This is a genomic window from Chryseobacterium daecheongense, from assembly GCA_027920525.1.
Lineage (GTDB): Bacteria > Bacteroidota > Bacteroidia > Flavobacteriales > Weeksellaceae > Chryseobacterium > Chryseobacterium proteolyticum.
Genome location: CP115858.1, coordinates 898,252 through 924,565 on the forward strand (window position 1 = coordinate 898,252; position 26,314 = coordinate 924,565).

Genomic DNA, 26,314 nt, shown 5'->3' on the forward strand with positions numbered 1-26,314 from the left:
ATATAATGCAAATTTGCATATTTTTGCAAAACAAATAATTACATTAATGGTCTCTGAAACGGTAAGGAAAGCAAAAATAGCTACCCAGCTTATATTTTTAGTTTGTGGATTGGGAATTGCGAGTTGGGCACCTATGGTTCCCTTTGCTAAAGACAGGCTTAGATTAGATGAAGCCGATTTAGGCTTACTGTTGCTTTTGCTGGGAGGAGGAGCCTTGTTGATGATGCCTTTATCAGGACTCCTGATCAATAAAATAGGGAGCCGGAAAATTATAGCTGTAAGCGTTTTGTTGAGTGCATTACTTCTTCCTTTTCTATTGATTATATCGGATGTTTATATTATGGGAGCCGTTCTTTTCGCATTCGGGTGCAGCATAGGAACGATTGATGTAGCTATGAATGCTCATGGAGTACAGGTGCAGAATCAATATGGAAAACCTATTATGTCATCCCTACACGGACTCTTTAGTGTTGGCGGGCTTTTCGGTTCTTTAGGACTGGGTTTTCTTATGAAGCTGGGATTAAATCCGATTTATGCGGCAGTAAGTATATCCGTTTTGCTTATTTTCCTTTTGATCATTCAATTCAGATATTTATTTGATCGTGAAACGGAAAGAAAAAGCATTATCCAGTTTTCCCATGTGGATCCTGAAAGTAAAACGACTTCCCGTTTTCAATGGATGGATTCGAGAGTTTTGATTCTGGGGATCATGTGCTTTATGGTTTTTCTCTCCGAAGGAGCTATGTTGGATTGGAGTGCCGTATTTCTAAGAGATGATAAAGGCGTAGAGTCTGAATTTTCAGGGATAGGATATGCTGCTTTTTCTGTAGCCATGGCTATTATGAGATTATCGGGGGACTCCCTTATCAGCAAATTAAACAGTAGGATAGTGGTCATAGGCGGAAGTATTATTGCTGCAGCGGGAGTAATTATTTTAACGTTTAGTCCATGGGTACCGCTATCTCTTTTTGGCTTTATATTACTCGGATTGGGAGCTGCCAATATCGTTCCTGTATTTTTCAGTGAAGGCGGGAGGATTTCAGGAATTTCTTCCACGGTTGCCATTCCTGCAATTACGACAATAGGTTATGCCGGATCACTGGCAGGTCCTGCTTTACTAGGCTTTATTGCGCATCATTTTTCTTTGACTGCTGCATTTGAAATTATAGCTTTGCTATTTGTTGTGGTCGCCATCATATATAAATTCAGAAATACTTCGTCATCATGTTAAAAGAAGAACGTTTTGAGGTCATCCTGACCCAGCTAAAGAAAAAAAAGAAAGTTATGTTTGAGAGCCTGGCCTCAGATCTTAATGTTTCTGAAGACACGGTACGAAGAGATATAGAGCAGCTTCACCGCAATGGTCTTTTATCCAAGGTTCGTGGAGGTGCTATTTTAAGAGAGAAAGATCCGCTATCTTTTCATGACAGGCAGTCTTTTTTGGCCGAGGAGAAAAATGTAATTGCTTTAAAAGCTCAGCAATTCATTAAGGATGGGATGACCCTCTTTTTAGATGGGGGAACAACCCTCTGTGCAGTTGCGAATTATATGCCGGCAACTATCAATATCCGGGTTATAACGAACAACACCTCGCTTATTCCTATACTTAGTAAATTCAAAAGGGTAGAACTGATTCTGTTGGGAGGAATTTATGATAATGATTTAGCCGTTACTACAGGAAATGCAACCTGTCATGAAGCGTCCCGGTTTATTGCAGATCTTTTCATCATGGGAACCTGTGCAATAGATGCAGATTTTGGTGCATCAGCAACTTCTATGACTGATGCGGAAACCAAAAGAACCATGATCAGATCATCAAAAAAAACAATTGCACTCGCCAATCAAAATAAACTCCGACGGACAGAACCCCTTAAAATCTGTGATATAGAAGATCTTGATGTATTAATTACAGATCTATCTGCCGATCATGATGAACTGGAATCTTTCAGGAGATTGAATCTTCAGATTGTATAGAGAACAGTATTATAAACTGTACGATTGAATGTTAAAAATCAATCTAAAAGCTTATGTTACCGTCATTCTTTTTCTAGGACAAACGGCTTTTTCTTTTCAGCCGATTCTCTATAATTAAAAAATACATAATATTATAAGTAAGATAAGTCATATTTATCATGATAACAAAATCAACCCGCTCAATAGCAGGTTGATTTTGTTATCAATATTCCGGAGCACACTTCTCTCTATTTTATCCATCCAAAATAAATCGAAATGGGCATCATTGCAAGTGTAAAAGGTATTATAACGGCAAAAGCATAACCAATATTGAGAATCAGGCAATTGAATTTATTGGGATTACCACCAAGAGAACGGAATGCACTTTGGAAGCCATGTGCCAAATGCCAGGCAAGGGATGAACATCCAATCAGGTATATAACCACTTCAACTGGATTCGTGAATTTATCAATCATCATTTGATACAAGGGAAGTTCTTCGCCCGACTGAAACTGATGAATTCGATTGGGAATCCAAAAATTTCGGGTGTGAATGACCAGGAATAACAAAAGCAATGTCCCTAATAAAGTCATGCTTTTACTATACCATGTAACTCCGGACAGCCTTTTTTCTATTGCATATCCAACCGGCCTGGCCTTTTTATTCTTATACCACAGCATATAGCCCTGGACAATATGAATAATAAATCCAATAACCAAAAATACCTCAATCGTCCTGATAATAGGATTGGTAGCCATAAAATGGGCTCCGATTCCAAATGTTTCCCCATGATCATTATAAAAAATAAGCGCATTAACCGAAGCATGTACAATAAGAAAGCTGATTAGAAATAAACCGCTTAATGCCATTACAACTTTTCTTCCTATGGAAGTTGTGATCAGGGTATTTTTCTGATAGTTCATAGCTGCTTTTCTGAGATAATAGTAAGATCTTCGGATAATCAACGCCTGTTTTCGGGCTTTGCAATCCATTCAGAATATTTGATCACTCCTACATAAGCAGGATGTTCCGGAACCAGTGTCTTTTCTTCCAGTATAGCTCCTGAATAGGGTGCAGCTGTATCGGTTTCAATCTGAATATCTTTTCCGGTTGATACAATATATTGCTTTATCCAGTCATCCAGCCTTATTTGATCCGGACCTCCTATTTCAATCATTTCATTGACGGGTTTTTCAACTGCGACTTTACTCATAAATGCAGCGACTTCAGCACTTGCCATAGGCTGAACAAATGCATCTGAAAGCCATACTTTTCCGTCTGATGTTCCTATCGTTGCAATCCCTCCCGCAAATTCAAAAAATTGGGTGGCATGAACAATGGTAAATGGTATTCCAGACTCTCTGATCATATCTTCCTGAGTTTGCTTAGCCCTAAAATATCCACTCTCTTGCAATTTATCTGTTCCTACTACTGAGAGCGCAACATAATGCTGCAGTCCGGCTTTCTTTGTCGCGGACAACAAATTATGGGTGGAAGTTTTGAAAAAGGTCATCACATCATCATCTGCGAATGATGGTGAATTCGATACATCAATTACTACACGAGCTTCTTTAAGGGCCTCATCAAGACCTTCTCCGGTAATTGTATTAACGCCGGAACTTGGTGAAGCAGAGATAACTTCATGTTCATTTTTAAGAATATTTGTTAGCTGACTTCCTATAAGTCCGCTACCTCCGATGATTACAATTTTCATTTTTTTTTGTTTTGATTATTAATACAACAAAACTGGAAATAAAAAAGCCATATCTGCTTAAACTGGTTTAAGAAAATGCTAACCATTCAGATTTCTACAAAATGGGATTCATAATCTCAGCAGAATAAAATAATAAAAAACCTCATTTTAAAAATTAAAAATGAGGCTTATCAAATTTGTAAAATGTTTTTCTCCAGAAGTGAAATGCAGATTGAGAAACTTTATTTTTTTTCCGGAACTAAAAATGGTTTCCCTTTATCTCCGACAAAAAAGGCAAGAAGCCTGGCTGGCTTATCTTTGCTCATATTTCTCGTTCCTGAATGTAGTCCGTCTGGTTTTTCATAAAAGGCATCGCCGGCTTTATAATGATATACTTTACCATCAAAGGTAGATTCCAGTTCACCCTCTAAAACGTAACCAAAAGTAGGAATAGGATGCCGGTGTGGCGCAGAGACTTCACCCGGAGAAAAATTAACGATAGCCATTTTTACTTCCTGCTCTTTAAGCCCGGAAGTTTCTATGAATTGTTTGAAGATAACACGTGGTGGGATTTCAGGTGCTGAATCCCCGGAATGTTGTGCTTTTGCATTCATCACAAAAGCAAAACAAAAGGTAATAGGAATGATTGCTGATTTTTTCATTGTATCCAGTTTTTTCTTTGATTATTACTAAAGCAAAACTGGAAATAAAAAAGCCATATAAGCTTAAACTGGTTTAAGAAATATTACTTTAAAATTCATTCTATTCCCAACAAAAAACCACTGCAATACAGTGGTTTTCTATTATAAAAATATAATTTCTATGATTCAGTAAATGGATCAGCTTTTAAGCTTACCTTTCAACGGGTGCTCGCCCTGCCATCCGGCACTGGCATCATTACCCACATAATGAATTGATAAATCTGCAGCGGCTTTGGAATTGGAAAAGCAAATGGAACGATCCGAGCTGTTCTCCAATTTCTCAATATACCAGAACGCTTCATTTTCCAGAGCTTTCAGTTTAGAGTTTGTTTTATAGACCAGTAGATCAGCTGAGCTTTCAACATCAGTTTCATAAACTACAAGATCATTTTTAGATTGAAAATTTTTAATACTAATACTTGGCATGTGTTCGGTGTTTTGGAGTTATTATATTTCGGTATTGAATCAATTCCGTAGGCCTAAAGGTAGTAAATTATAATTTAATGGGTCACAATGCTTTATATCTCCTTCCATTAAACCATTTCTTTAACCTTCTGTTTAGATTTTCTGAATTCGGTTAAACTGATCTTGTGGCGCTTTTTGAAAAACTTATTGAGGTGGCTTTCATCTGCAAAACCAAACTCGCTCACGATTTCATTGATCCGCATATCGCTGAACATCAGCCTGTGTTCAATCAATCGCATTTTGTAGTTATAGATATAGTTCTGAATGGTTTCTCCACATTGATTCTTAAAATAGCTTCCCAAATAAGTTTCAGATAATCCAAATTTCTGACTGATCACAGAAGCCTTCAGCTGTTGTGGGTCATAGATATGGGTCTGAATGTGACCGATGATCGATAACATTCTTTTGTCTGCATTCACCGTTGCATTGACGGGCCTCATCTTAGAAATATTTCTTGCTGCAATCACAATTAATGCGTTTACATAATGAAGTGTGAGATCCTCCTGATAAAGATCACTATGCTTCATATTGTGCAGAAGTGAATCTACGATTGATTTTACCAGGAATTCATCCGGCTTGTTTTTCAAAACACAGCCTGACAGATGTGAAGCATGATACAATAAGCATTCAATACAGTTTATGCTTTTCCAATTGTATTCTCTTACATAATTCTCACTGAACTTAACAAATAAAAATTCTGAGATCTCAGAAATCTCAAAATAATGCTGGTCATTAGGAGTGAGCATGATCAGGCTACCTTTGTTGTAGGTAACTTTATTATCATTGATTTCTAAAAATCCTGATCCGGAGATAACATAGACCATCTGAAAAAAAGAAAACTGCAGATTCCTTACGGGGCACTTTTCTGTTTTACAGTACTCTACATCTACCAATCGGTCTATATTTTCTTTATTCATCCTGCAAAATTACTCAATTATCATTAAAATATACTGATTTATTAAAAAAAATCTGTCCAATTTTGTGGAATAATTTTAAGACTCATCATGAAACGATCGATTTATATTTTGGCTCTGGGAGCTTTTGGAATCATTACTACAGAATTTGGGGTAATTGGAATTCTACCCAACATCAGCAGGGAATTTAATGTATCTATAGATACAGCCGGTTGGCTGTTAAGTGCTTTTGCACTTACTGTGGCTGTTTCATCTCCTTTTATCACTGCATTTACCACTAAGATCAACCGTAAGCTTTTATTATGTATGGTGCTTGGTGTATTTGTATTATCAAATCTTCTTTCTTCTATTTCAACCAGTTTTACCATGTTGATGGTAGCACGGGTTCTACCTGCCTTTTTGCATCCGCTGTTCTGGAATATTTCAATGGCAATTGCATTTAAACAGGGTGGTGCTAAAGCCGTTTCTGTGGTAATGGCAGGACTTAGTTTGGCTACCGTTTTAGGAGTTCCGCTTACCACTTATGCAGCGGATTTCTTTAATAACTGGCAAGCCTCTTTTTATATGGGAAGTTTTGTGAGCCTGATTGCGTTTTTAGGATTATTATTCTTTGTTCCGTCCATGCCTGCAAGTAAAGATAAAACATCACAAAATCAACTATACGTATTAAAAAGTCCACAACTTTGGGTCAATCTGATCTCGACTATTCTTACATTGGCAGCTATGTTTTCAAGCTATACCTATCTGGCGGCTTATCTGGAAAAAATTACACGGATGAATGGAGCAGAAATAAGTGTAATGCTTCTTTTATTCGGAGGTATGGGAATTCTGGGGAACTGGCTTATGGGCATTGCACTGAACAGAAATTTACTTGTTACCGTACGATTGTTTTTTGTGTCTCTGATTGCCGTTCAGATATTAGCCTATTACTTCGGGGGAATTTTTGTGGCGATGGTTCTGATTCTTTCCCTTTGGGGAATGATACACACCGGAGGCTTCCTGGTTCCTAATATCCGTACTACCCAGGCAGTCCCGCACAGCGCCCTTGAATTTGTTAACAGCCTGTTGACTTCCTGCTACAATATCGGGATATCATTAGGAGCTCTTGTGGGTGGTTTAATTATTGCAAAATATGGAATTCATCAAATTGTCTGGATCAGCATTGCATTATTGGGAGTTACACTCGCCATCAGCTTTATTACTTTTCCGAAAAAAATAGAAATAGAATCAGAAGCTGAGGAAAAAGAAGAAATAACAATTTCTCCTGCAGTTTGCGAATAAATCCTATTTGACTAAATAATAAATTTTTTCTCCTCATCTCAATACAGTTTTTATTCTGAATATTCTACAGAAAAAGATTGTATTGAGATTATTTCTTCTTCTTGGGTTATGATCAATCGTGACCATTTTATTTTTAATTTAGTATTACTTTTTAAATATAGCTTTAATACCAACATCCATTTATTATGTCTCCCGAAATGTATCATCAGGAATTTGATGTCCCGGAACAGTTACAGGATACTATAAAATGTTTCTGGTACAACAGGAGGGATTCAACAGAAGTTCAATCCGTCTTTGAAGTAACTCCTGATGGCTATGCTGAAATTATTTTTTATTTCAGTGGCGAATGCAGCGTTGTTCAAAACGGAATTCTTCATCCGTTACCTTCACCATTTATGATGGGACTACTCAATCAGCCTGTTCATTTCCATATGACCAACCGGTTGGAGATCATCGCGGTAAGATGTTTCCCATGGACCGTTTTCGATTTGCTGGAACTTCCTTCCGGTAAAGTAGGGGTGCATACTTTTGAACACCCAATAGCACAGCTTCATTCCACATTGGATGCATTAATTCAGCAAGGTAGAAAAGAAGAAGCTATAGATCAGCTAAAACAATATTTCCTTACACTACGCTCACATGTTTCTACCGACAGCATGTTATTCAAAGCAGGAGTTGCCATGACAAAGGCCAAAGGTACTTTACCCGTCAGCCAGGTCGCTGAAGCGGCTCATGCAACAGTAAGAACTTTAGAAAGAAAATTTAAAGAATCATCCGGTCACACCGTTAAGGATGTATCGGGTCTGATGCGTTTTGAGCAGGCCAGAAATCATTTATGGCTGCATCCTGATGTTAATCTAGCCGGGTTGGCTGTTGATCTTGGATATACGGACCAATCCCATTTAAGCAGAGAGTTTAAACGGTATACCGGTATTACTCCTGCTGCGTTCGCTAAAAAAGCTAAAAAAAGACAACGAGTGGTAAGCAATGATTTTGTCGCATTTGTACAATCCTAAGCTTACTGCATTTCTGACATTTGTATGGAAATTAACATACAAATTAAAAGACATGCAATATTTATTAAAAGACAAAAAAGTAGCGATCATCGGTGGCGGACCTGTAGGTTTAACTATGGCCAGACTACTTCAGCAAAAAGAAGTCAATGTAGCCGTTTATGAAAGAGACTTTGACGCCCAAACCCGAATATGGGGTGGGACGCTCGATCTTCATAAAGGTTCAGGACAGGAGGCCATTAAAAAGGCCGGACTGCTTGAAAACTACTATACAACCGCAATTCCCATGGGAATTATATTTGCCGATCAACAAGGCAATACTTTACATACCAGAAAGCCAACTCCGGAAAACCGGTATGATAACCCTGAAATCAACAGAAATCAGCTAAGAAAGATCCTGCTGGAAAGCTTAGCTCCAGATACCGTTATCTGGAACAGAAAGCTGACCAACCTCACAGAACATAATGGCAAGTGGTTGCTACAATTCGAAAACCAGCCCGATGCAACAGCTGATCTAGTGATTGTTGCCAACGGAGGAATGTCAAAAGTTAGAAACTATGTCACCGATGCCGAAATCGAAGAAACCGGTAGCTTTATTATCCAGGGTGATATTCCGCAGCCTGAGATCAATTCTCCTCAAATGTACGGGCTGTGTGATGGAAGCAGGCTCATGACTTCAAACCAAGGAAGCTTATTCGTTGTCAATCCTTATAACAATGGTTCGCTGACTTATGGTTTAATTATACAAAAACCTCAAGAATGGGATCAGGGCCATGCTTTGGACTTTCAGGATAAAGAAAGTGTAATTCAGTTTCTTTCCGAAAGATTACCGGATTGGGGCAAACCTTATCAGGAAGTATTTCAGGCAACTTCCTTCTTCGTTGGATTACCAACCCGAAAATTACCATTAAAACAGTGGAAAGATAGCAGACCGCTTCCCATAACTCTGATCGGTGATGCAGCCCATCTGATGCCTCCTTTTGCCGGACAGGGTGTAAACATTGGCCTGGTAGATACCCTTACCTTATCTGAAAATCTTACTGAAGGTAGTTTTGAAACTGTAGAAGCAGCTATAAAAGATTATGAACTGAAAATGATAAAGTATGCAGCTGAAGCCCAACAGGAATCAGCCGTTAACGAGGCAGAAATGCGCGATCCAGATTTTTCTTTCCTACAGCTTTTTAAATAACAATAACCTTCTGCATAAAGAGATATAGTCTGGGTTGACGCAACTCAGATTATATCTTTATAAAAAATAAATTTAATCATTTGATTAAATTACTTGTTTAACCTAAAAAATATTTTCTACCTTTGCAACAGAAGAACGATTGTAATATGAAAGAAGAATCTAAAAAAAAGGATACTACAACAGAAGAGAAGATCAAGGAAGCCGCACGAATCGTATTTTATAGAAAGGGATTCGCTGCAACCAGAACCAGGGATATTGCTGAAGAAGCAGATATCAACCTGGCATTGCTCAATTATTATTTCAGAAGCAAGGCCAAATTATTTGAGATTATCATGCTCGAAACTATGGCTGGATTTTTTCAAAGCTTGTTAATGGTGCTAAATACAGAGAAAACAACTCTCGAAAAGAAAGTAGAAGAGGTGGTAGGGAAGTATATCGACCTGATCATCAAAGAGCCGGAAATTCCGACATTCATCATCAGTGAGCTTCGTAACAATCCTAATCTTCTATTGCAAAAAATCCCTTTAAAAGAAGTGATTCAATCTTCTGTCTTTTTAAAGCAACATCAGGAAGCGGTGAAAAAGGGTAGTATTATTGAGCCTAATCCTTTACATTTTCTAATTAACCTGTTGGGGCTTACCGTATTTCCCTTCATAGCAAAACCAATGTTGATTGGAAGCAGTGAACTGAACGATAAAGAGTTCAATACCTTAATGATTCAACGTAAAAAGCTTATCCCGATCTGGGTAAAAGCCATGATGGCGGCAGGCTAATTTTTTTTGACCCTAATTTAATCAAATGATTAAAACGAAATTTTAAACAAGAATTGGAAAAATAAAAAAATGATTTTTAACCTATAAACGATGAGTTATTATGTACAAAAATGCTCAAAAATACCTGCTGGTTTTCGTTCTGGGTTGTGTCTCTACAACTTCTTTTAAATCTCAGCTTCAAAGCCTTAGTCTTGAAGAATGTTATCAGCTGGCAAAAGACAATTACCCGCTGATCAGAAAAAAAGGGATGATTGCAAAGACAGCCGGTTACAATACTGAAAACGCCAATAAGAAATATCTTCCCCAGGTTTCTTTTTCCGGCCAGGCCACATACCAGTCTCAAACCATCAGTTTTTCGGATGCACTGGGAGCACTCCCGATCAATGCCGCACTTCCTTCACTCAGTAAAGACCAATACAAAATTCAGGGAGAGATAGACCAGGTATTGTACGATGGAGGAACCACTTACAACCAGAAGGAACTGATAAAAGCCAATACTGAACTACAGCAACAAAACATTGAAACAAGCCTTTATACATTAAAGCAAAGGATCAATAATCTGTTTTTCTCCATCCTGCTTATGGATGCACAGCTAAAACAAAACGACCTCAACAAATCCAACCTTCATACCCAGATCCAGAAGACAGAAGCCGCATTAAAATATGGTGTTGCTTACAGAAGCAATCTGGATGAACTAAAAGCAGAGATCATCAATATCGATATGATGGCAACAGAGTATAAAGCTAACCGGGAAGCATATCTTAAGATGCTTTCCATTTTCATTGGGAAAGAACTTTCAGATTCTACGAAACTTGAAACTCCCGACAGTGATTATTTTCAAACAGAAATTAGAAGGCCTGAGCTCAAAGCTTTTGATCTACAAAACTCCATTTACGACCTCCAGAAAAAACAGTTGAAATCCGATTTTCTCCCCAGGGTAAGTGCATTCTTCCAGGGAGCATATGGAAGGCCTACACTTAATATCATTGAGAATAAGTTCGGTCCGTGGTTTATTACAGGAGTAAGGTTTAGCTGGTCTCTTGACACTTTGTATACCTCATCCAACAAAAAAGAAATACTGGAGTTAAACAAAAAAACTGCGGATGCAGACAGAGATACATTCCTTCTGAACACAAAACTGGATCTTACGCAGCAGGATGAACAGGTAAAAAAATACACTCAACTGATCACACAGGATGAAAACATCATTGCCCTGCGGCAATCTGTAAAACAATCTGCAGAAGCACAGCTTGATAACGGAGTAATCACCATCCACGAATACATTCAGAAACTCAATGCTGAACATCTTGCAAGACAAACCCTGGTTCTCCATCAGATTCAATTATTACAGGCCAGATACAATCAGAAATTCATAACCGGAAATTAATAATCCATTGTTACAATGAAAAAAATAATCATCCCCTTAGCCTATACTTTACTCTTGACGGCATGTCAACAAAAAGATAATTTTGACGCTTCAGGAAACTTTGAAGCCGATGAGGTTATTGTATCCGCACAGCAAAACGGTGAGCTGATTTCTTATTCCGTTCAGGAAGGATCGCAACTTCATGCAGGAAGTAAAGTAGGACAAATAGATGTAAAAGTAGCCACTCTTCAGAAAGAGCAGGCCGAAGCAAGCATTGGAGCCCTAAACCAAAAAACCAATAATGCAGATGAGCAGAATCTGCTGATCAAAAAACAGCTTGCTGTACAGGAAGCTCAACTGGCACAACAGCTCCGTGAACGAATACGTACAGCTAACTTATTGAAAGCAGATGCTGCTACAAGGAAACAGCTCGACGATATCGATGCCGCCATTGATCAACTAAGAAAACAGATTGAAGTCACCCGTCAGCAACGATCAGTCAATAACTCCAATGTCAATACCCAAAACAGAAGTATTCTCAGTGAAAAAGCTCCTTTGGAGAAAACAGCGGCCCAGTTTCAGGAACAGATTAACAAAGGACAGATCATTAACCCTGTTAATGGAGTAGTGCTTGTTAATTATGCCCTCAAAGGAGAAATGCAGCTGATCGGTAAGCCCTTGTATAAAATAGCCGATATCAGTACCCTTGATTTACGGGCTTATATAACGGGAGTCCAGCTTCCTCAGGTTAAAATAGGGCAGCAGGTAAAAGTAAGAATCGATCAGGGTAAGAATGGATTCAGGGAATACAAAGGAACCATACAATGGATCTCATCTCAATCCGAATTCTCTCCAAAAAATATTCAGACTAAGGACGAAAGAGCCAATCTCGTTTACGCTATAAAGGTACGTGTAAAGAATGATGGTTATTTGAAAATTGGAATGTATGGTGAGGTAGTTTTTTAATTAAAAAGTACAATATCTTTCCTCTTTCAACTCTCAACCCTCAATTCATAATTCATAATTCATAATTCAAAATAAAAATGAATTCAGTAATAGTAAAAAACCTGACCAAGTCCTACGACGATATAAAAGCCATTGATGAGGTTTCATTTGAAGTAAAAAAGGGGGAACTCTTTGGGTTAATCGGTCCTGATGGTGCAGGTAAAACCTCTATTTTCAGGATTCTTACCACACTTTTACTTCCTGATAGTGGAACAGCCACTGTGGAAGGACATGATGTGGTAAATGATTACCAGATTATCCGAAATAAAGTAGGCTACATGCCAGGAAAATTCTCACTATATCAGGATCTCACCGTGGCAGAAAACCTGGACTTCTTCGCTACCTTATTTGGAACAACCATAGAGGAAAATTACAGTCTCATTAAAGATATTTATGAGCAGATTAAACCATTCAACAACAGAAGGTCAGGTAAGCTTTCAGGGGGAATGAAGCAAAAACTCGCTTTGTGCTGTGCATTGATCCATAAACCGGAAGTGCTGTTTCTGGATGAGCCAACCACCGGTGTGGATGTGGTTTCAAGAAAAGAATTCTGGGAAATGCTAGGAAGATTAAAGGAGCAGAATATAAGTATCGTTGTTTCTACACCTTATATGGATGAAGCCAGACTTTGTGACCGGATCGCCTTGATACAGGGAGGAAAGATCATGTCTGTAGATCAACCCGAAACAATCGTCTCCAATTTTCCCAAATCCCTTTTTGCAGCTAAAGGTGCCAATATGTATCAATTGTTGGAAAACCTGAGATCTGACCAAGCTGTTGAAAGTTGCTATGCATTCGGAGAATATCTTCATCTTACTATGGTTTCTGATACGGCAACTGAAAAGGAGGTGACAGAACTAGCCCAATCGTATCATCCTGATGAACTTGAGATCAAAAAAATTACCCCCACTATTGAGGATAGTTTTATTCGTCTGATGCGTGAACAAAAAGAAATAAGAGAAACCAACCATGGAAAATAAAGCAATTATATGTAAAGATCTGACCAAGCAGTTTGGAGATTTTAAGGCCGTAGACGGTATTTCCTTCGATGTAGATCAGGGCGAAATATTCGGTTTCCTGGGAGCCAACGGGGCAGGGAAGACCACCGCCATGCGTATCCTTTGTGGCCTTTCTTTTCCAACCTCAGGAAAAGCAATAGTAGCCGGTTATAATGTATACAAACAACAGGAAGAGATCAAGAAAAATATAGGCTATATGAGTCAGAAGTTCTCTTTATGTGATAATCTTACTGTATTGGAGAATATTGAGTTTTATGGAGGAGTATATGGCGTATCGCGTTCAGATATAAAAACACGAAGCAATGAACTTATTTCCGGATTAGGACTGGAAAAAGAGGCTAAAAAACTGGTGGGTTCCTTACCGCTGGGCTGGAAACAAAAGCTGGCCTTTTCAGTAGCTGTTTTTCACAAGCCTAAAATCGTATTCCTGGATGAACCCACAGGTGGAGTAGATCCCATTACAAGAAGGCAGTTCTGGGATATGATCTATCAGGCAGCAGCGGATGGGATCACGGTGTTCGTGACCACCCATTATATGGATGAAGCAGAATATTGTAACCGGATTACTGTAATGGTGGACGGAAGAGTAGAAGCCATGGATACCCCCGCCAACCTGAAGAACCAGTTTGGAACCCATTCGATGGACGAAGTTTTTTACCAGTTGGCAAGAAGTGCCAAAAGATCAGGAGATTAGTTATGAAACAGTTACTCGTATTTATCAGGAAAGAATTTTACCATGTTTTCAGAGATCGGAGAACCTTACTTATCCTTTTTGGTTTGCCTGTCGTTCAAATCATCTTATTTGGATATGCATTAAGCAGCGAGGTAAAAAATATAGGTATTGCCATACAGGATAATGCCCATGACATCCATTCCGTCCAGATCATTTCCAAAATACAGGCAAGCCCCTATTTTAAAATGCATGGACCCATCCTGAATTATCCGGATGTGGAAAGAAGGTTTAAAGAAGGAAGCATCAAATGTGCAGTTATATTCCCGGTCAATTTCGGAAAAGATCTCTATCGTACAGGCGGAGCGCAAATTCAGATTATAGCGGATGCATCAGATCCCAATACCGCAACGATATTAACCAATTATCTCAAAAATATCATTAATGATTATCAGCAACAACTTAATCCCCATATCAAAATCACATATAAAATAATTCCCGAAATAAGGCTGTTATACAATGAAGAACAAAACGGATCACTGAATTTTATTCCGGGAGTGATTGCTTTAATTTTTATGATTGTGAGTACGGCTTTAACCTCTGTATCTGTCGTTCGTGAAAAAGAAATGGGAACCATGGAAATCTTATTGGTTTCTCCTTTTAGGCCCGTTATGGTCCTGATGGCCAAAGCCATTCCTTATCTTGTATTGTCTTTGGTCAATTTTGTGATCATCCTGCTGCTATCTGTGTATCTGCTGGATGTAGAAATCCGGGGCAGCCTGCTTTTATTATTTGGAGAAAGCATCTTATTCATTATCACATGTCTTTCCCTGGGATTGCTTATCTCGAATGTAACCAACTCCCAACAGACAGCCATGCTGATTTCTATGATGGGAATGATGCTACCTACATTATTGCTTACAGGATTTATGTTCCCTATAGAAAATATGCCCTGGATATTCCGTGTCGTATCACACATCCTTCCCTCAAGATATTACTATGATATCGTAAAAGCAGTTATGCTGAAAGGACTGGGCTTTAGTTATGTATGGAAAGAAACTCTTGTTTTACTCATTATGGCGGGTGGACTCTTAACGCTTGCCTTAAAGAAATTTAAAATCCGCTTGTCATGAAAGTATTAAGCTTTATTTTAAGAAAAGAATTCCGTCAGATCTTCAGGGATAAGATTATCCTGGCAATGATGTTCATGATGCCGACAATACAGCTCATCGTTATGCCATGGGCGGCTAACTTTGAGGTAAAAAATATTAATATTGCATATGTTGATCACGATCAAAGTAGCTATTCCCACAGACTGATCAACAAAATTGCTTCATCCGGATATTTTAAAATTGCAGGAAACCCGGATTCCTACCAAAAAGGATTGAAAATGATTGAACACGGTGATGCCGATCTTGTTCTGGAGATCCCTGCTCACTTTGAACGCAATTTGGTCCGCGAGGAAAGCCAGAAAATAAATATATCGGTAGATGCGATCAACGGGACAAAGTCTTCTCTGGGAGGTAGCTATCTGGTATCGGTTATCGGAGATTTTAACAAAAATCTGGATATTAATATTAAATCACCGGTTAAAACCACCACTGTATCTCCGGCAACCATTAAAGTGGCAAGTACCAACTGGTATAATCCAAGGGCAGAATACAAATACTATATGGTTCCTGGAATACTGGTCCTGCTTCTGACACTGATCGGAGGATTCATTACGGCTCTTAATATTGTCAAGGAAAAAGAAATCGGAACCATTGAGCAAATTAATGTTACCCCTATAAAAAAATGGCAATTTATCCTGGGGAAACTGATTCCTTTCTGGATTGTAGGAATGACTGTTTTTACCATCGGATTGATTGTAATGTACATTATTTACGGCATATTTCCTGAAGGAAGCCTTTTGACTCTTTATCTTTTTGCAGCAGTTTACCTTATTGCATTATTAGGGTTGGGCCTCCTGATCTCTACTTTTGCCGATACACAGCTTCAGGCAATGTTCATTGCATTTTTCTTCATGATGATCTTTATGTTGATGAGCGGATTTTTCACCAACACCGAAAGTATGCCAGACTGGGCGGGACAGATATCCAATTTTACTCCTGTTACCCATTTCATTAAAGTCGTAAGGCTTATTGTACTGAAGGGAAGTGGATTCTCTGAGATCAAAACCGAGTTTTTCTACCTGCTGGGATTCGCATTGCTCCTGAATTCACTGGCAATTTACAACTACAGGAAAACGAGTTGAAAGCACTGAAAATCAACGACAATTGTAAAATTATTTTGTTCGTATTTCTAATAATTAATTGTTAAAATGGAAAAAATATTTTTAGTGTAACATATTTATCGTAATATTGCAATATAAAGTTATCATTATGGGGGCAACCAAGACAGACCATTTTACGGATAAACAGAATAAAATAGCCACTATTGCCAAAGCATTGGGACATCCTGCACGGATTGCTATTATAGAATACCTGCTAAAAGTAAACGCATGTATATGCGGGGATATCGTAAATGAACTTCCGCTGGCACAGGCTACGGTTTCCCAGCATTTAAAAGAATTAAAAAATGCAGGGCTCATCAAAGGAAATATCGAAGGAACTGCAATTTGCTACTGCATTGATGAAAAAACTTTTGAAGTTTTGAACGAATATTTCTCGGGGATTATTTCCACTGTTACTACACAAAAATGCTGCTAATGCATTTTTTTGACCTTATCAATCGTAATATTGCAATAAACAAATAAAATAAAAACAATGAAATTATCTGAAATCAAAAACATCTTACCAACATTACATAATGTTGAATTTCAATTGGAAGACGGAACATTTGTACCTGAGCATTTTCATGTTACAGAAGTAGGAACGATAACAAAATCCTTTATTGATTGCGGAGGAACCATAAGAAATGAAAAAGTAGTCAATTTCCAGCTTTGGAATGCCAATGACTATGAACATCGTTTAAAACCCGGAAAGCTTCTCAATATCATCGCACTATCCGAGGAAAAATTAGGAATTGAAGACCATGAAATAGAAGTGGAATATCAGAACATTACCATCGGAAAGTATGATCTGGATTTCAATGGAAAAACCTTTGTCCTTAAAAATAAAACCACAGCCTGCCTGGCTCAGGAAGCTTGTGGGGTTCCAACTGAAAAGAAAAAACTCAAATTATCAGACCTTTCTTCCCAATCAGGTGCTTGCTGTACACCAGAATCAGGATGCTGCTAATCAACTGTCTCATCTTAAAAATAAACAAAAATTATGTATCCATCCGTTTTAGAAACTATAGAAAAATTAAAGGCCTTTGAAATTACCCAGGAAAGAAAAGTCCTGCTACAACCTCTTACAGAATTCATCCAGGCAAAATTCAATGCCGGAAATCCAATAAATCTAAACTTTATTTGTACACACAACTCCAGAAGGAGCCATTTGTCACAGGTCTGGGCACAAGCAGCAGCCGATTTTTTTGCCATTCCAAAAGTAACTTGCTATTCGGGAGGGACGGAAGAAACAGCTGTATTTCCTACGGTTATAGAAACTCTGAAACAACAGGGATTCCAGATCCTGAAAATAGCTGAGAACGGAAATCCTGTTTATTCAATCAGGTATAATGAAGAGTCCCAACCCATTATTGCTTTTTCTAAAAGATATGACAGTGCGTTTAATCCGGCCAACAGTTTTGCAGCAATCATGACTTGTTCTCAGGCAGATGGAGGCTGCCCTTTTATTCCAGGTGCAGAAAAGCGTATCCCAATCACTTTTGAAGATCCTAAAATTTCAGACAATACTCCTGAACAGTCCAAAGTTTATGATGAAAGAAGTCTAGAGATAGGGGCAGAAATGTGGCATGTTTTTTCCCAGGTAAAACAACTCCATTAAGATCAATACTATGCAGCCAAAATTAAAATTCCTGGACAGGTTTCTCACTTTATGGATATTCATTGCCATGATCTCAGGAATTATCCTGGGCAATGTATTTCCCGGAATCCCGGATATGATCACCTCATTATCAGTGGGAACAACCAATATTCCTTTAGCCGTCGGTCTAATCGTAATGATGTATCCGCCATTGGCAAAGGTGGATTATTCTCTTCTCCCTGTAGCATTCAAAGATAAGAAGGTTATCGGTGTTTCACTATTGCTGAACTGGCTGATTGGCCCTGTTTTAATGTTCATATTAGCTGTTTTATTCTTAAGGAATGAACCGGATTATATGGTCGGCCTGATTCTCATAGGACTGGCAAGATGTATTGCAATGGTCCTTGTCTGGAATGACCTTGCAAAAGGTAACCGTGAGTATGCAGCCTTGTTGGTAGCTCTTAACAGCATATTCCAGGTATTCAGCTACAGTTTTATGATTTGGTTATTCATCAATGTCTTACCCGGAAAACTCGGCCTTGCTAATTTTAATATCAGCGTATCCATATCAGAAGTAACAGAAAGTGTTTTGATATATTTGGGCATCCCGTTTTTTGCCGGTTTTCTGAGCCGTTATTTATTTACAAAATTGAAGGGAAAGGAATGGTACCAGAGAAAGTTTATTCCTAAAATATCTCCTTTAACGCTATATGCCTTATTGTTTACCATCATCCTTATGTTCAGCCTTAAGGGGGACAAAATTTTGGAACTCCCTTTAGATACACTAAAAGTAGCCATTCCGCTTATCGTCTATTTTATAGTGATGTTTATGATGAGTTTCTTTATCAATAAGCTGTTGAATATTCCTTACGATAAAAATGCAGCCATCGCATTTACTGCAACAGGAAACAATTTTGAACTTGCCATCGCCGTATCTATCGCCGTGTTCGGAATCCATTCTCCACAGGCATTTGTTGGTGTGATCGGACCTTTGGTTGAAGTTCCGGTTCTGATACTATTGGTTAAGATCAGTTTATGGTTAAAGAACTATAGTAACAAGCCATAACCATTTTTGTATGCACTTCAGGGTTGTTGATACCTGAAATAAAACCAGACTTTTTCCTATGACCTATTTTTGGTTATATGAAAAAGTCTTTTTTCCTTAGGTTTGCGTTATCCGTGATTTTATTGATGCACAGTGTTGACTCCATTGTAAGCGGGGATGTTAATAAATTCGGCATCCATTTTTTGAATACCATTGGTTTCAGTCCCTGGGGCTTGTATATCGCGTGGATGGTTAAATTAACCCATCTTTTATCCGTCCCATTTTTGGTGCTGAACAAATATATAAAACCGGTCGCGATATGCAACATACTGATCTTTATATCAGGGATCTATTATGTCCATGCACAAAACGGCTGGTTTGTGGTAGGAGGGGGTACCAACGGAATTGAATTTAATTTCCTTTTGATCTTTTGTTTTCTGAATCTTATGTTTCCGGAAATTTCCTTTAGAAAGAAAGAAGCAGGTCGTTCATAGACAAAAAGTTTCGTTTCATAGCTTTTCTACTTTTATATTGGTTTGAAAAATAGTATTTTGTAGTTTTAAATCGACAGCTTGAAAACCAATATCAAATCGAAATTATATACCCATCTGGTTTTTTGGATATTGTATTATATCCTTGAGGCTTATCTTGATTTCTATTGGTCCCGGTATCAGTTTCCGGATTTCAAATGGCAGATCAGGCTTCAGAACACCCTGACTCTTGAGTTGGGATATTTTTTTGTCAAAGTCCCTCTTGCCTATGCGTTACTCTATCTTTACGAAAAAACAGGCATCAGTAAGCTTCTTAAGTATCTTTTTTCTATTCTCATTGTGATCTTTGCCGTGTTGGGACATCGGTTTTTCACGCATTATATCATTTATCCTTACATATACGGAGTTACGGAAACCCTTGACGGAAAACAACCTTCGGGGTTTATCAACGGACTTGTTGCTTTCAATTCATTCATGGATCTTATTTTTATGGTCGGATTGGTATTCGGAGTTGAAATTACCCGGCAGAAGAACCTTCTCAAGAACCAGATATCCATGCTGAAATCGGAAAAACTGGATCAGGAACTCACCATGCTGAAAGCCCAGATCAATCCGCATTTTCTGTTCAATACGCTTAATAACATCTACGGAATGGCCCTGAAAAAGGCCGATGAGACCCCAGACGTCATTCTCCAGCTTTCCAAAATCATGCGTTATAATATCTATGAAGCAGCTGAACGACACATTTCCATTGCAAAAGATATTGAGAACATTAAAGATTTTATTGAAATTCAGAAAATCCGTCACCGGCGGCTTTTTGTTAATTTTAAAGAAGACATCGATAATCCCTCGCAGGAAATTTCACCGTTGATACTGATTCAGTTTATTGAAAATGCATTTAAACATGGTGTATCCGAAAGTCTGGGTAATTCATTTATACATATAGATATTCGCCTGAAAAACGGCATCCTCCATTATTCTGTAGAAAACTCCAAAGAACAGATAGCCGGTGATTCTACTAAAATAGGATTAAAAAATATCCGCAGACAACTTGAATTATTGTATCCGGAACATATCCTTTCTGTGGAAGATAAAAATGATCGGTATAACGTTAAACTAACCATTGACCTCAATGATACATTCAGCATCTAAAAAATACAACTGCATTATCGTGGAAGATGAGCCTATTGCAGCTGAAATTCTGGAAAATTTTGTAATCCGGAACGAAGAACTCAACCTTGTTGGAAAATGTGCCGATGCTGTACACGCAAGCAGCCTTTTAAACATTCATGATGTAGATCTTATGTTTCTGGATCTCAACCTTCCCGTTATAAAAGGATTTGATTTTCTGAAAAAATTAAAGAATCCTCCTTTTGTCATTGTAACCACAGCTTATCATCAATATGCAGTAGAAGGGTATGAACTCGATGTCGTGGATTACCTGATGAAACCCATTCCTTACGATAGGTTTGTTACTGCCATCAGTAAATTCAGACACATTATGGAATCCGAAGAAGCTTTACTGGAAATTGCCGACCGTGATTACATTTTCATTAATAGCGGAAAAAAACAGGTTAAGATCACACTTCAGGACATTTTCTATATTGAAAGTCTGCGCGAATATATTAATATCCATACAAAAGCAGAAACGCTCACCTTTAAAATGCCCATCAGTAAAATTGAAAAAAGCCTACCTTCAAAAATATTCTTCCGTATTCATAAATCCTATATTGTTTCTAAATTAAAAATAGAAGTTAAATCAGCCAATATGATTCAGATAAACGGTAAAAAGCTTCCCATAGGCAGAACGTATAAGCCATTTGTTGAATTGTAGCATTCTTTAAGCCTTTATTCTGTAATGGTTTTATTTTTCCGGCCTCCAGTTTTAGTAGACGTTATCCAGCTGTTGATATATACATTTCATTAAAATATTCACCAATTATTGAATTTTGACTCATAACAGTTAAAAAAATCAATAATTATGAATTACCGGATAAAGCTTCTCAGCGCAGGTGTCGTCTTTTTTATAGGACACGGGCTTGTTTTTGCACAGGGAAAGCAAGATACCATTAAAACCCAAGATATAGAAGGTGTGGTGGTAACTGCTTTAGGAATAAAGAGAGAAAAAAGATCTTTAGGATATTCTACCCAGGAAGTAAAAGGCGAAGAAATCAATAAAAATCCTACCACCAATTTCATTAATAATCTATCCGGTAAAGTGGCTGGTCTTGAGATCAAGCAGTCTACCAATTTCGGAGGATCAGTCAATGCTGTTTCCAGGGGATATAAATCTATCCTTGGAGATAACCAGGCTTTATTTGTGGTAGATGGAGTTCCCATCATCAACAGGAATATCAATTCCCCGCTTCAGGTTAATGGCTTTGGAGGCTATGATTACGGCAGCCCGGTTTCCGATATCAATCCCAATGATATTGAAACACTCAATGTATTAAAAGGGGCTGCAGCCACCGCATTGTACGGATCCAGGGCACAGAATGGAGCCATAATCATCACAACGAAAAAAGGCAGGAAAAATACCCAGGGGATCGGTCTGGAATACAGTGGAAGCATTTCCGTTTCTACTGTGGATAAGTCAACCTTTCCAAAATATCAGACAGAATACGGGCAGGGATACGATGGAAACTTTTTCAATTCTTACCAGGGGCATCCGATTTCCTCTTTTTCAGATTCTTCCTATGGAGCACCATTTGATCCTAACCTTATGGTGTGGCAATATGATGCATTTATTCCCGGTTCACGCAACTTTGGAAAGAGAACACCATGGGTAATGGCCAAAAACGGACCGGTAACTTTTTTTGAGAAAGCGATTAATCAAACCAATAATATCGCACTAAGCGGGGGAAATGACCGTGCTACCTTCAGATTAAGCTATTCCAATATCAATGCGACAGATATTCTTCCCAACTCTTCCCTGATCAAAAATAATTTCGGGGGCAATGCGTCGTATAAAATAACGGATAATCTTACCGCTACAATCTTTGCCAATTATGTAACCCAAAATACAAAAGGTCGGAATTCTACGGGTTACGGGGATAATATTATGGGTAATTTCAGGCAGTGGTGGCCTACCAATGTCGATATTCAATACCAAAAATATCTTTATGAAACATTTAATAAAAACTATACCTGGAACATCCTTTCTCCTGATGATTTACGTCCGGGTTATTGGGATAATCCTTATTTTACACGCTATAAGAATTATCAAAACGATAAAAGGGATCGTTTTGCAGGAAACTTCAGCCTGAGCTATGATCTTTCCAAAAGCATCAATATACTGGGAAGGGTAGGTACCGACGGATATACGATGATCACAGAAGAGCGGAGGGCCAAAGGCTCAATCCCTGCATTCTTTAGTTTTAATACTATTGAACAGCCTTCCGGATATGCTATTACCGATTTCCGCTTTACAGAAACCAATTACGACCTTATCGCAACCTACAAAAAGAATATTGGAGAAAATTTTAATATCCAGGCACTGATCGGGGGAAATATCAATGTCCAGTCCAGCTATTCCAATGCCCAGACCACATCCGGAGGATTGTACATCGATGACCTGTACACCATTTCCAATTCTGCAGCAACACCTGCAAAACCCCTGATATCGGATACATCAAAATATGTTTACGGAGCGTTTGTCCAGGCTTCCTTAGGATATAAAAATACGTATTACATTGAAGGGACTTTCAGAAGAGACCAATCCAGTTCATTGCCTAAAGGAAAAGAAGCTTACTACTATCCATCCGTTTCAGCCAGCATGGTATTTTCCAATCTGCTGCAACAAAAATGGCTGAGTTTTGGAAAGGTAAGGGCTGCCTACGCAGAAGTAGGTTCTGACACCAATGCAGATCAGTTGAGAAACAGGTTCATTGTTCAGTCATCCTTTGGAAACAACCCTGTATATTCTTACAATACGGTCTTGCGGAATGCCGACTTGCTTCCGCAAAAGCTTAAAAACCTGGAATTGGGTACCAATATGCAGTTCTTTAAAAACAGAATAGGTTTTGACGTTGCCTGGTTCAGAAATATTGCCTTTGATCAGATTTTACCACTTCCTATTTCTCTTGCCAACGGCTCCGGAAGCAAAATTCAGAATACAGGGGAGCTTACCACCAAAGGATTTGAAGTCTCATTCAATATAAGTCCTTTAAAATTGAACAACTTCAACTGGGATATGAGCATCAACTGGTCCAATCCTAAAACAAAAGTTACTGCCTTAAGAGAAGGGACAGAAAACATTTCAATAGGAACGCTTCCGGGAGGGATTTCTATCAACGCGCCACTTAATGAGGAGTATGGAAGCATCTGGGGAGCAGATTTTGTGTATGATCCTAATGGAAATAAGATCATTGGAAAAAACGGTGCTTACCTTCACACGGATGATACCAATCACAACCTGGGAAGTTTCCAGGCTGACTTTATTGGCGGACTCAACAATTCTTTTACCTATAAAAATTTTAATGTAAGTTTTCAGATCGATTGGAAAAAAGGAGGAAAGATCTTCTCTCTGGACCAATATTTCGGCTATGGAACAGGACTTTATCCCGACTCTGTAGGATTGAATGATTTAGGTAATCCTATAAGAAACACATTATCTAATGGAGGAGGAGTTATATTACCCGGAGTGATGGAGGATCCTAATAATCCGGGACATTATATTCCCAACACGATACGTCTGGATCGTTCCAGATCCAGCCAGATCATTGAAACCGACCCACCTTCTTCTGCCTTTGTTTATGATGCCAGCTTTATAAAGCTCCGCCAGGTATCCGTTTCTTATACTTTCGATAAGAAATCTCTGGGAAATATAGGTATTCAGAGTCTCACATTGGGTGTTGTGGGAAATAACCTCTGGATCATCCATAAAAATCTTCCTTATTCAGATCCCGAAGCGGGTTTGTCATCAGGAAATATTCAGGGATATCAGTCCGGAGTGATGCCTGCAACCAGAAATTTTGCATTTAACCTGAAAGTTAATTTTTAAAAACTATGAAAATGAAAAATAAAATAATGATAAGCTCTATACTATTTTCGGTATTAATGGGCTGCACGTCGGAGGATGTAAATAATGATCCCCATGTCACTTATAACACGATCCCGGAAACTCTTATTACTTATGCAGAAAAGGAACTGAGCGATTATATGAACACTCCCAGTGTAAACGAAAATAATTTTCGCCTTATTATGCAGTATTGGCAGGAAACCGTTTATGTGAATGAAAGCAATTATAATTTTACAGCAAGAAACGTTTCCAATAACGTATGGACCGACAATTATGTAAATGTACTTAACAGCCTCAATAAAGCTAAGGAACTGATAGAGCAGTACCAGCCTTCCGCTTCCGAAGTGACCAGCTGGCAGGCCAAAATGCAGAATCAGCTGGCCATTATTGATATTTTATCAGTTTATACATTTCAGACTTTGACAGACACTTATGGAGATATTCCGTACAGCCAGGCTCTCAACAATGAAAAATACCCGCTTCCGGTTTATGACGATGACCAAAAAATTTATGAAAGCATGATCAATCGTCTTATGGCGGACATTAACAGACTGAAGGAAGGAGAAGGGACTTTTGGCTCCGGAGACATTTTGTATGGTGGAGATATTGCAAAATGGAAAAAATTCGGGAACTCGTTACTTCTGAAACTGGGAATCGCTATTTCCGATATTGATGCAAACCTGGCCAGGACAGCAATCAACACAGCCATTTCCGGAGGAGTAATTACGGATCAGTCCCAGAACTGTATTTTCAGATACCTTGCGGAGACACCCAATTTCAGCCCTATATTTGAAAATCTGGCTAATAATGGAAGAAACGATTTCATTGGAGGAAAACCTTTTATAGATTATCTCAATGCTACTTCCGATCAAAGGGTAACCAAGTACTTCAGAGATGTAAACGGAGTTTATCTGGGACAGACCATTGGAGCTCCCGGAAACTTTTTCGCCTTTTCGTCTCCCGGAATCTTTGCTTATATTCCAGTGACTCCGGGAAACCTGATGACGCATACAGAAGTAACATTTTATCTTGCAGAAGCAGCTGCCCGGTTTGGAATCGGAGGAAATCCGGAGACGCTTTATAAAGATGCTGTCCGGGCCTCATTCCTGGAATGGGAACTTTCTGCCCAGGAGGCTGAAACTTACCTGACAGCCCACCCTTATAACCCCGGCAACTGGAAAAAATCAATCGGAGAACAGGCATGGATTGCTCTATATAATCATCCTGTAGTAGCATGGAATTTTTACCGCAGGCTGGATTATCCCGCTCTTCAGGCTCCTCCTACCGCCATTAACAATGCAGAAGGAAAAGTCCCTGTAAGACTGCAATATCCATCGCTTGAAGCAACTACGAACGGAACCAATTATTCCAAAGCCGCCACCGCTATCGGAGGAGATAAATTAACGACTAAAATCTTCTGGGATATCCATTAAACAGCATTTATAAATTCACACAATCAACTTCATATTAAATTTTTTCAGTTGTGATTTTAGCCTGCATGACTCATGCAGGTTTTTTATTAAAACTTTTATAGACCGGACTCTTGTATTCGTAGATCATTTTATTTTTTTACACACCAATTGATCATCTTTGAACTGTGAATCAGGGTTGGCAAAAACACTATCATACCTTATTTTTCCAAAGAACATAACAATATATAGGTTAGTATTCACGCTGTGAATCGTTAAGGCTTAATGAGTTTTCAGACTCTTAAGCCTTTTTTTTGTCCTGTAATAATTCATGATCCGTAGAGTAAAAAAACAAAGATGTGAGGCATAAATTGATGTTCGATTAAAAAAAAACATTAATTTTGTATATTATTATGTTTCAACGTAAGTACATATTGA

At 38.4% G+C, this 26,314-nt stretch carries 26 protein-coding genes; 21 read left to right on the top strand and 5 right to left on the bottom strand.

Annotated elements, in window-relative coordinates; all coding sequences use genetic code 11:
- Nucleotides 1-46: 46 nt before the first annotated feature.
- On the top strand, nt 47-1,231 hold the full coding sequence (locus tag PFY10_03790) for an MFS transporter (protein ID WBV57566.1): 1,185 nt from the start codon (nt 47-49) through the stop codon (nt 1,229-1,231).
- Nucleotides 1,225-1,974 (top strand): DeoR/GlpR family DNA-binding transcription regulator, encoded by a 750-nt coding sequence (locus tag PFY10_03795; GenBank protein ID WBV57567.1) that lies wholly within the window; start codon nt 1,225-1,227, stop codon nt 1,972-1,974. Before PFY10_03790 ends, PFY10_03795 begins: the two co-directional genes overlap by 7 nt.
- 227 nt (nt 1,975-2,201) lie before the next feature.
- On the opposite strand, the gene PFY10_03800 is transcribed toward PFY10_03795, so the two are convergent.
- The 5 genes from PFY10_03800 to PFY10_03820 form a co-directional block, all read right to left on the bottom strand.
- Nucleotides 2,202-2,945: a succinate dehydrogenase cytochrome b subunit gene (locus tag PFY10_03800; GenBank protein ID WBV57568.1), complete on the bottom strand. Its 744-nt coding sequence runs from the start codon at nt 2,943-2,945 to the stop codon at nt 2,202-2,204.
- A complete protein-coding gene (locus PFY10_03805) occupies nt 2,915-3,667 on the bottom strand; it encodes an NAD(P)H-binding protein (protein WBV57569.1) in 753 nt (250 codons plus the stop codon). The genes PFY10_03800 and PFY10_03805 overlap by 31 nt, the downstream gene beginning before the upstream one ends.
- A 221-nt stretch (nt 3,668-3,888) precedes the next feature.
- Nucleotides 3,889-4,308, bottom strand: coding sequence for a cupin domain-containing protein (locus tag PFY10_03810; protein ID WBV57570.1), 420 nt, complete (start codon nt 4,306-4,308; stop codon nt 3,889-3,891).
- A gap of 177 nt (nt 4,309-4,485) precedes the next feature.
- Nucleotides 4,486-4,773 (bottom strand): DUF6150 family protein, encoded by a 288-nt coding sequence (locus PFY10_03815; GenBank protein ID WBV57571.1) that lies wholly within the window; start codon nt 4,771-4,773, stop codon nt 4,486-4,488.
- 107 nt (nt 4,774-4,880) lie between these two features.
- The gene (locus PFY10_03820) at nt 4,881-5,729 is read right to left on the bottom strand and encodes an AraC family transcriptional regulator (GenBank protein ID WBV57572.1); all 849 of its coding nucleotides are present in this window, start codon (nt 5,727-5,729) and stop codon (nt 4,881-4,883) included.
- 87 nt (nt 5,730-5,816) lie between these two features.
- On the opposite strand from PFY10_03820, the gene PFY10_03825 reads away from it, so the two are divergent.
- From PFY10_03825 to PFY10_03915, 19 genes are all read left to right on the top strand, one after another.
- Entirely contained in the window at nt 5,817-7,007 is a 1,191-nt protein-coding gene (locus PFY10_03825) for an MFS transporter (protein WBV57573.1), read from the top strand.
- A gap of 185 nt (nt 7,008-7,192) precedes the next feature.
- Nucleotides 7,193-8,023 (top strand): helix-turn-helix domain-containing protein, encoded by an 831-nt coding sequence (locus tag PFY10_03830; GenBank protein WBV57574.1) that lies wholly within the window; start codon nt 7,193-7,195, stop codon nt 8,021-8,023.
- A complete protein-coding gene (locus tag PFY10_03835; GenBank protein WBV57575.1) occupies nt 7,995-9,209 on the top strand; it encodes an NAD(P)/FAD-dependent oxidoreductase in 1,215 nt (404 codons plus the stop codon). Before PFY10_03830 ends, PFY10_03835 begins: the two co-directional genes overlap by 29 nt.
- A 146-nt stretch (nt 9,210-9,355) precedes the next feature.
- Complete coding sequence (locus PFY10_03840; protein WBV57576.1) at nt 9,356-9,982, top strand: TetR/AcrR family transcriptional regulator; 627 nt, start codon at nt 9,356-9,358, stop codon at nt 9,980-9,982.
- A gap of 100 nt (nt 9,983-10,082) precedes the next feature.
- On the top strand, nt 10,083-11,369 hold the full coding sequence (locus PFY10_03845; GenBank protein WBV57577.1) for a TolC family protein: 1,287 nt from the start codon (nt 10,083-10,085) through the stop codon (nt 11,367-11,369).
- Nucleotides 11,370-11,384: 15 nt separating this feature from the next.
- Nucleotides 11,385-12,314, top strand: a complete 930-nt coding sequence (locus PFY10_03850) for an HlyD family efflux transporter periplasmic adaptor subunit (protein ID WBV57578.1) — start codon at nt 11,385-11,387, stop codon at nt 12,312-12,314.
- 77 nt (nt 12,315-12,391) lie between these two features.
- Entirely contained in the window at nt 12,392-13,333 is a 942-nt protein-coding gene (locus PFY10_03855) for an ABC transporter ATP-binding protein (protein WBV57579.1), read from the top strand.
- The gene (locus PFY10_03860) at nt 13,323-14,066 is read left to right on the top strand and encodes an ABC transporter ATP-binding protein (GenBank protein ID WBV57580.1); all 744 of its coding nucleotides are present in this window, start codon (nt 13,323-13,325) and stop codon (nt 14,064-14,066) included. Before PFY10_03855 ends, PFY10_03860 begins: the two co-directional genes overlap by 11 nt.
- 2 nt (nt 14,067-14,068) lie before the next feature.
- Entirely contained in the window at nt 14,069-15,175 is a 1,107-nt protein-coding gene (locus tag PFY10_03865; protein WBV57581.1) for an ABC transporter permease, read from the top strand.
- Complete coding sequence (locus tag PFY10_03870; GenBank protein ID WBV57582.1) at nt 15,172-16,296, top strand: ABC transporter permease; 1,125 nt, start codon at nt 15,172-15,174, stop codon at nt 16,294-16,296. The genes PFY10_03865 and PFY10_03870 overlap by 4 nt, the downstream gene beginning before the upstream one ends.
- A gap of 127 nt (nt 16,297-16,423) precedes the next feature.
- The gene (locus PFY10_03875; GenBank protein ID WBV57583.1) at nt 16,424-16,750 is read left to right on the top strand and encodes a metalloregulator ArsR/SmtB family transcription factor; all 327 of its coding nucleotides are present in this window, start codon (nt 16,424-16,426) and stop codon (nt 16,748-16,750) included.
- A 57-nt stretch (nt 16,751-16,807) separates the two neighbouring features.
- Nucleotides 16,808-17,281, top strand: a complete 474-nt coding sequence (locus tag PFY10_03880) for a DUF6428 family protein (GenBank protein ID WBV57584.1) — start codon at nt 16,808-16,810, stop codon at nt 17,279-17,281.
- Nucleotides 17,282-17,314: 33 nt separating this feature from the next.
- Nucleotides 17,315-17,932 (top strand): protein-tyrosine-phosphatase, encoded by a 618-nt coding sequence (locus PFY10_03885; protein ID WBV57585.1) that lies wholly within the window; start codon nt 17,315-17,317, stop codon nt 17,930-17,932.
- A gap of 10 nt (nt 17,933-17,942) precedes the next feature.
- A complete protein-coding gene (gene arsB, locus PFY10_03890; protein WBV57586.1) occupies nt 17,943-18,977 on the top strand; it encodes an ACR3 family arsenite efflux transporter in 1,035 nt (344 codons plus the stop codon).
- Nucleotides 18,978-19,054: 77 nt separating this feature from the next.
- A complete protein-coding gene (locus PFY10_03895; protein WBV57587.1) occupies nt 19,055-19,450 on the top strand; it encodes a DoxX family protein in 396 nt (131 codons plus the stop codon).
- A gap of 78 nt (nt 19,451-19,528) precedes the next feature.
- Complete coding sequence (locus PFY10_03900; protein ID WBV57588.1) at nt 19,529-20,599, top strand: histidine kinase; 1,071 nt, start codon at nt 19,529-19,531, stop codon at nt 20,597-20,599.
- On the top strand, nt 20,580-21,281 hold the full coding sequence (locus PFY10_03905) for a LytTR family DNA-binding domain-containing protein (protein ID WBV57589.1): 702 nt from the start codon (nt 20,580-20,582) through the stop codon (nt 21,279-21,281). The genes PFY10_03900 and PFY10_03905 overlap by 20 nt, the downstream gene beginning before the upstream one ends.
- Nucleotides 21,282-21,428: 147 nt before the next feature.
- The gene (locus PFY10_03910; GenBank protein ID WBV57590.1) at nt 21,429-24,449 is read left to right on the top strand and encodes a SusC/RagA family TonB-linked outer membrane protein; all 3,021 of its coding nucleotides are present in this window, start codon (nt 21,429-21,431) and stop codon (nt 24,447-24,449) included.
- An 11-nt stretch (nt 24,450-24,460) separates the two neighbouring features.
- Nucleotides 24,461-25,900 carry a SusD/RagB family nutrient-binding outer membrane lipoprotein gene (locus PFY10_03915; protein WBV57591.1) on the top strand — a complete coding sequence of 480 codons (1,440 nt, stop codon included), beginning with the start codon at nt 24,461-24,463 and terminating at the stop codon, nt 25,898-25,900.
- Nucleotides 25,901-26,314: the final 414 nt, after the last annotated feature.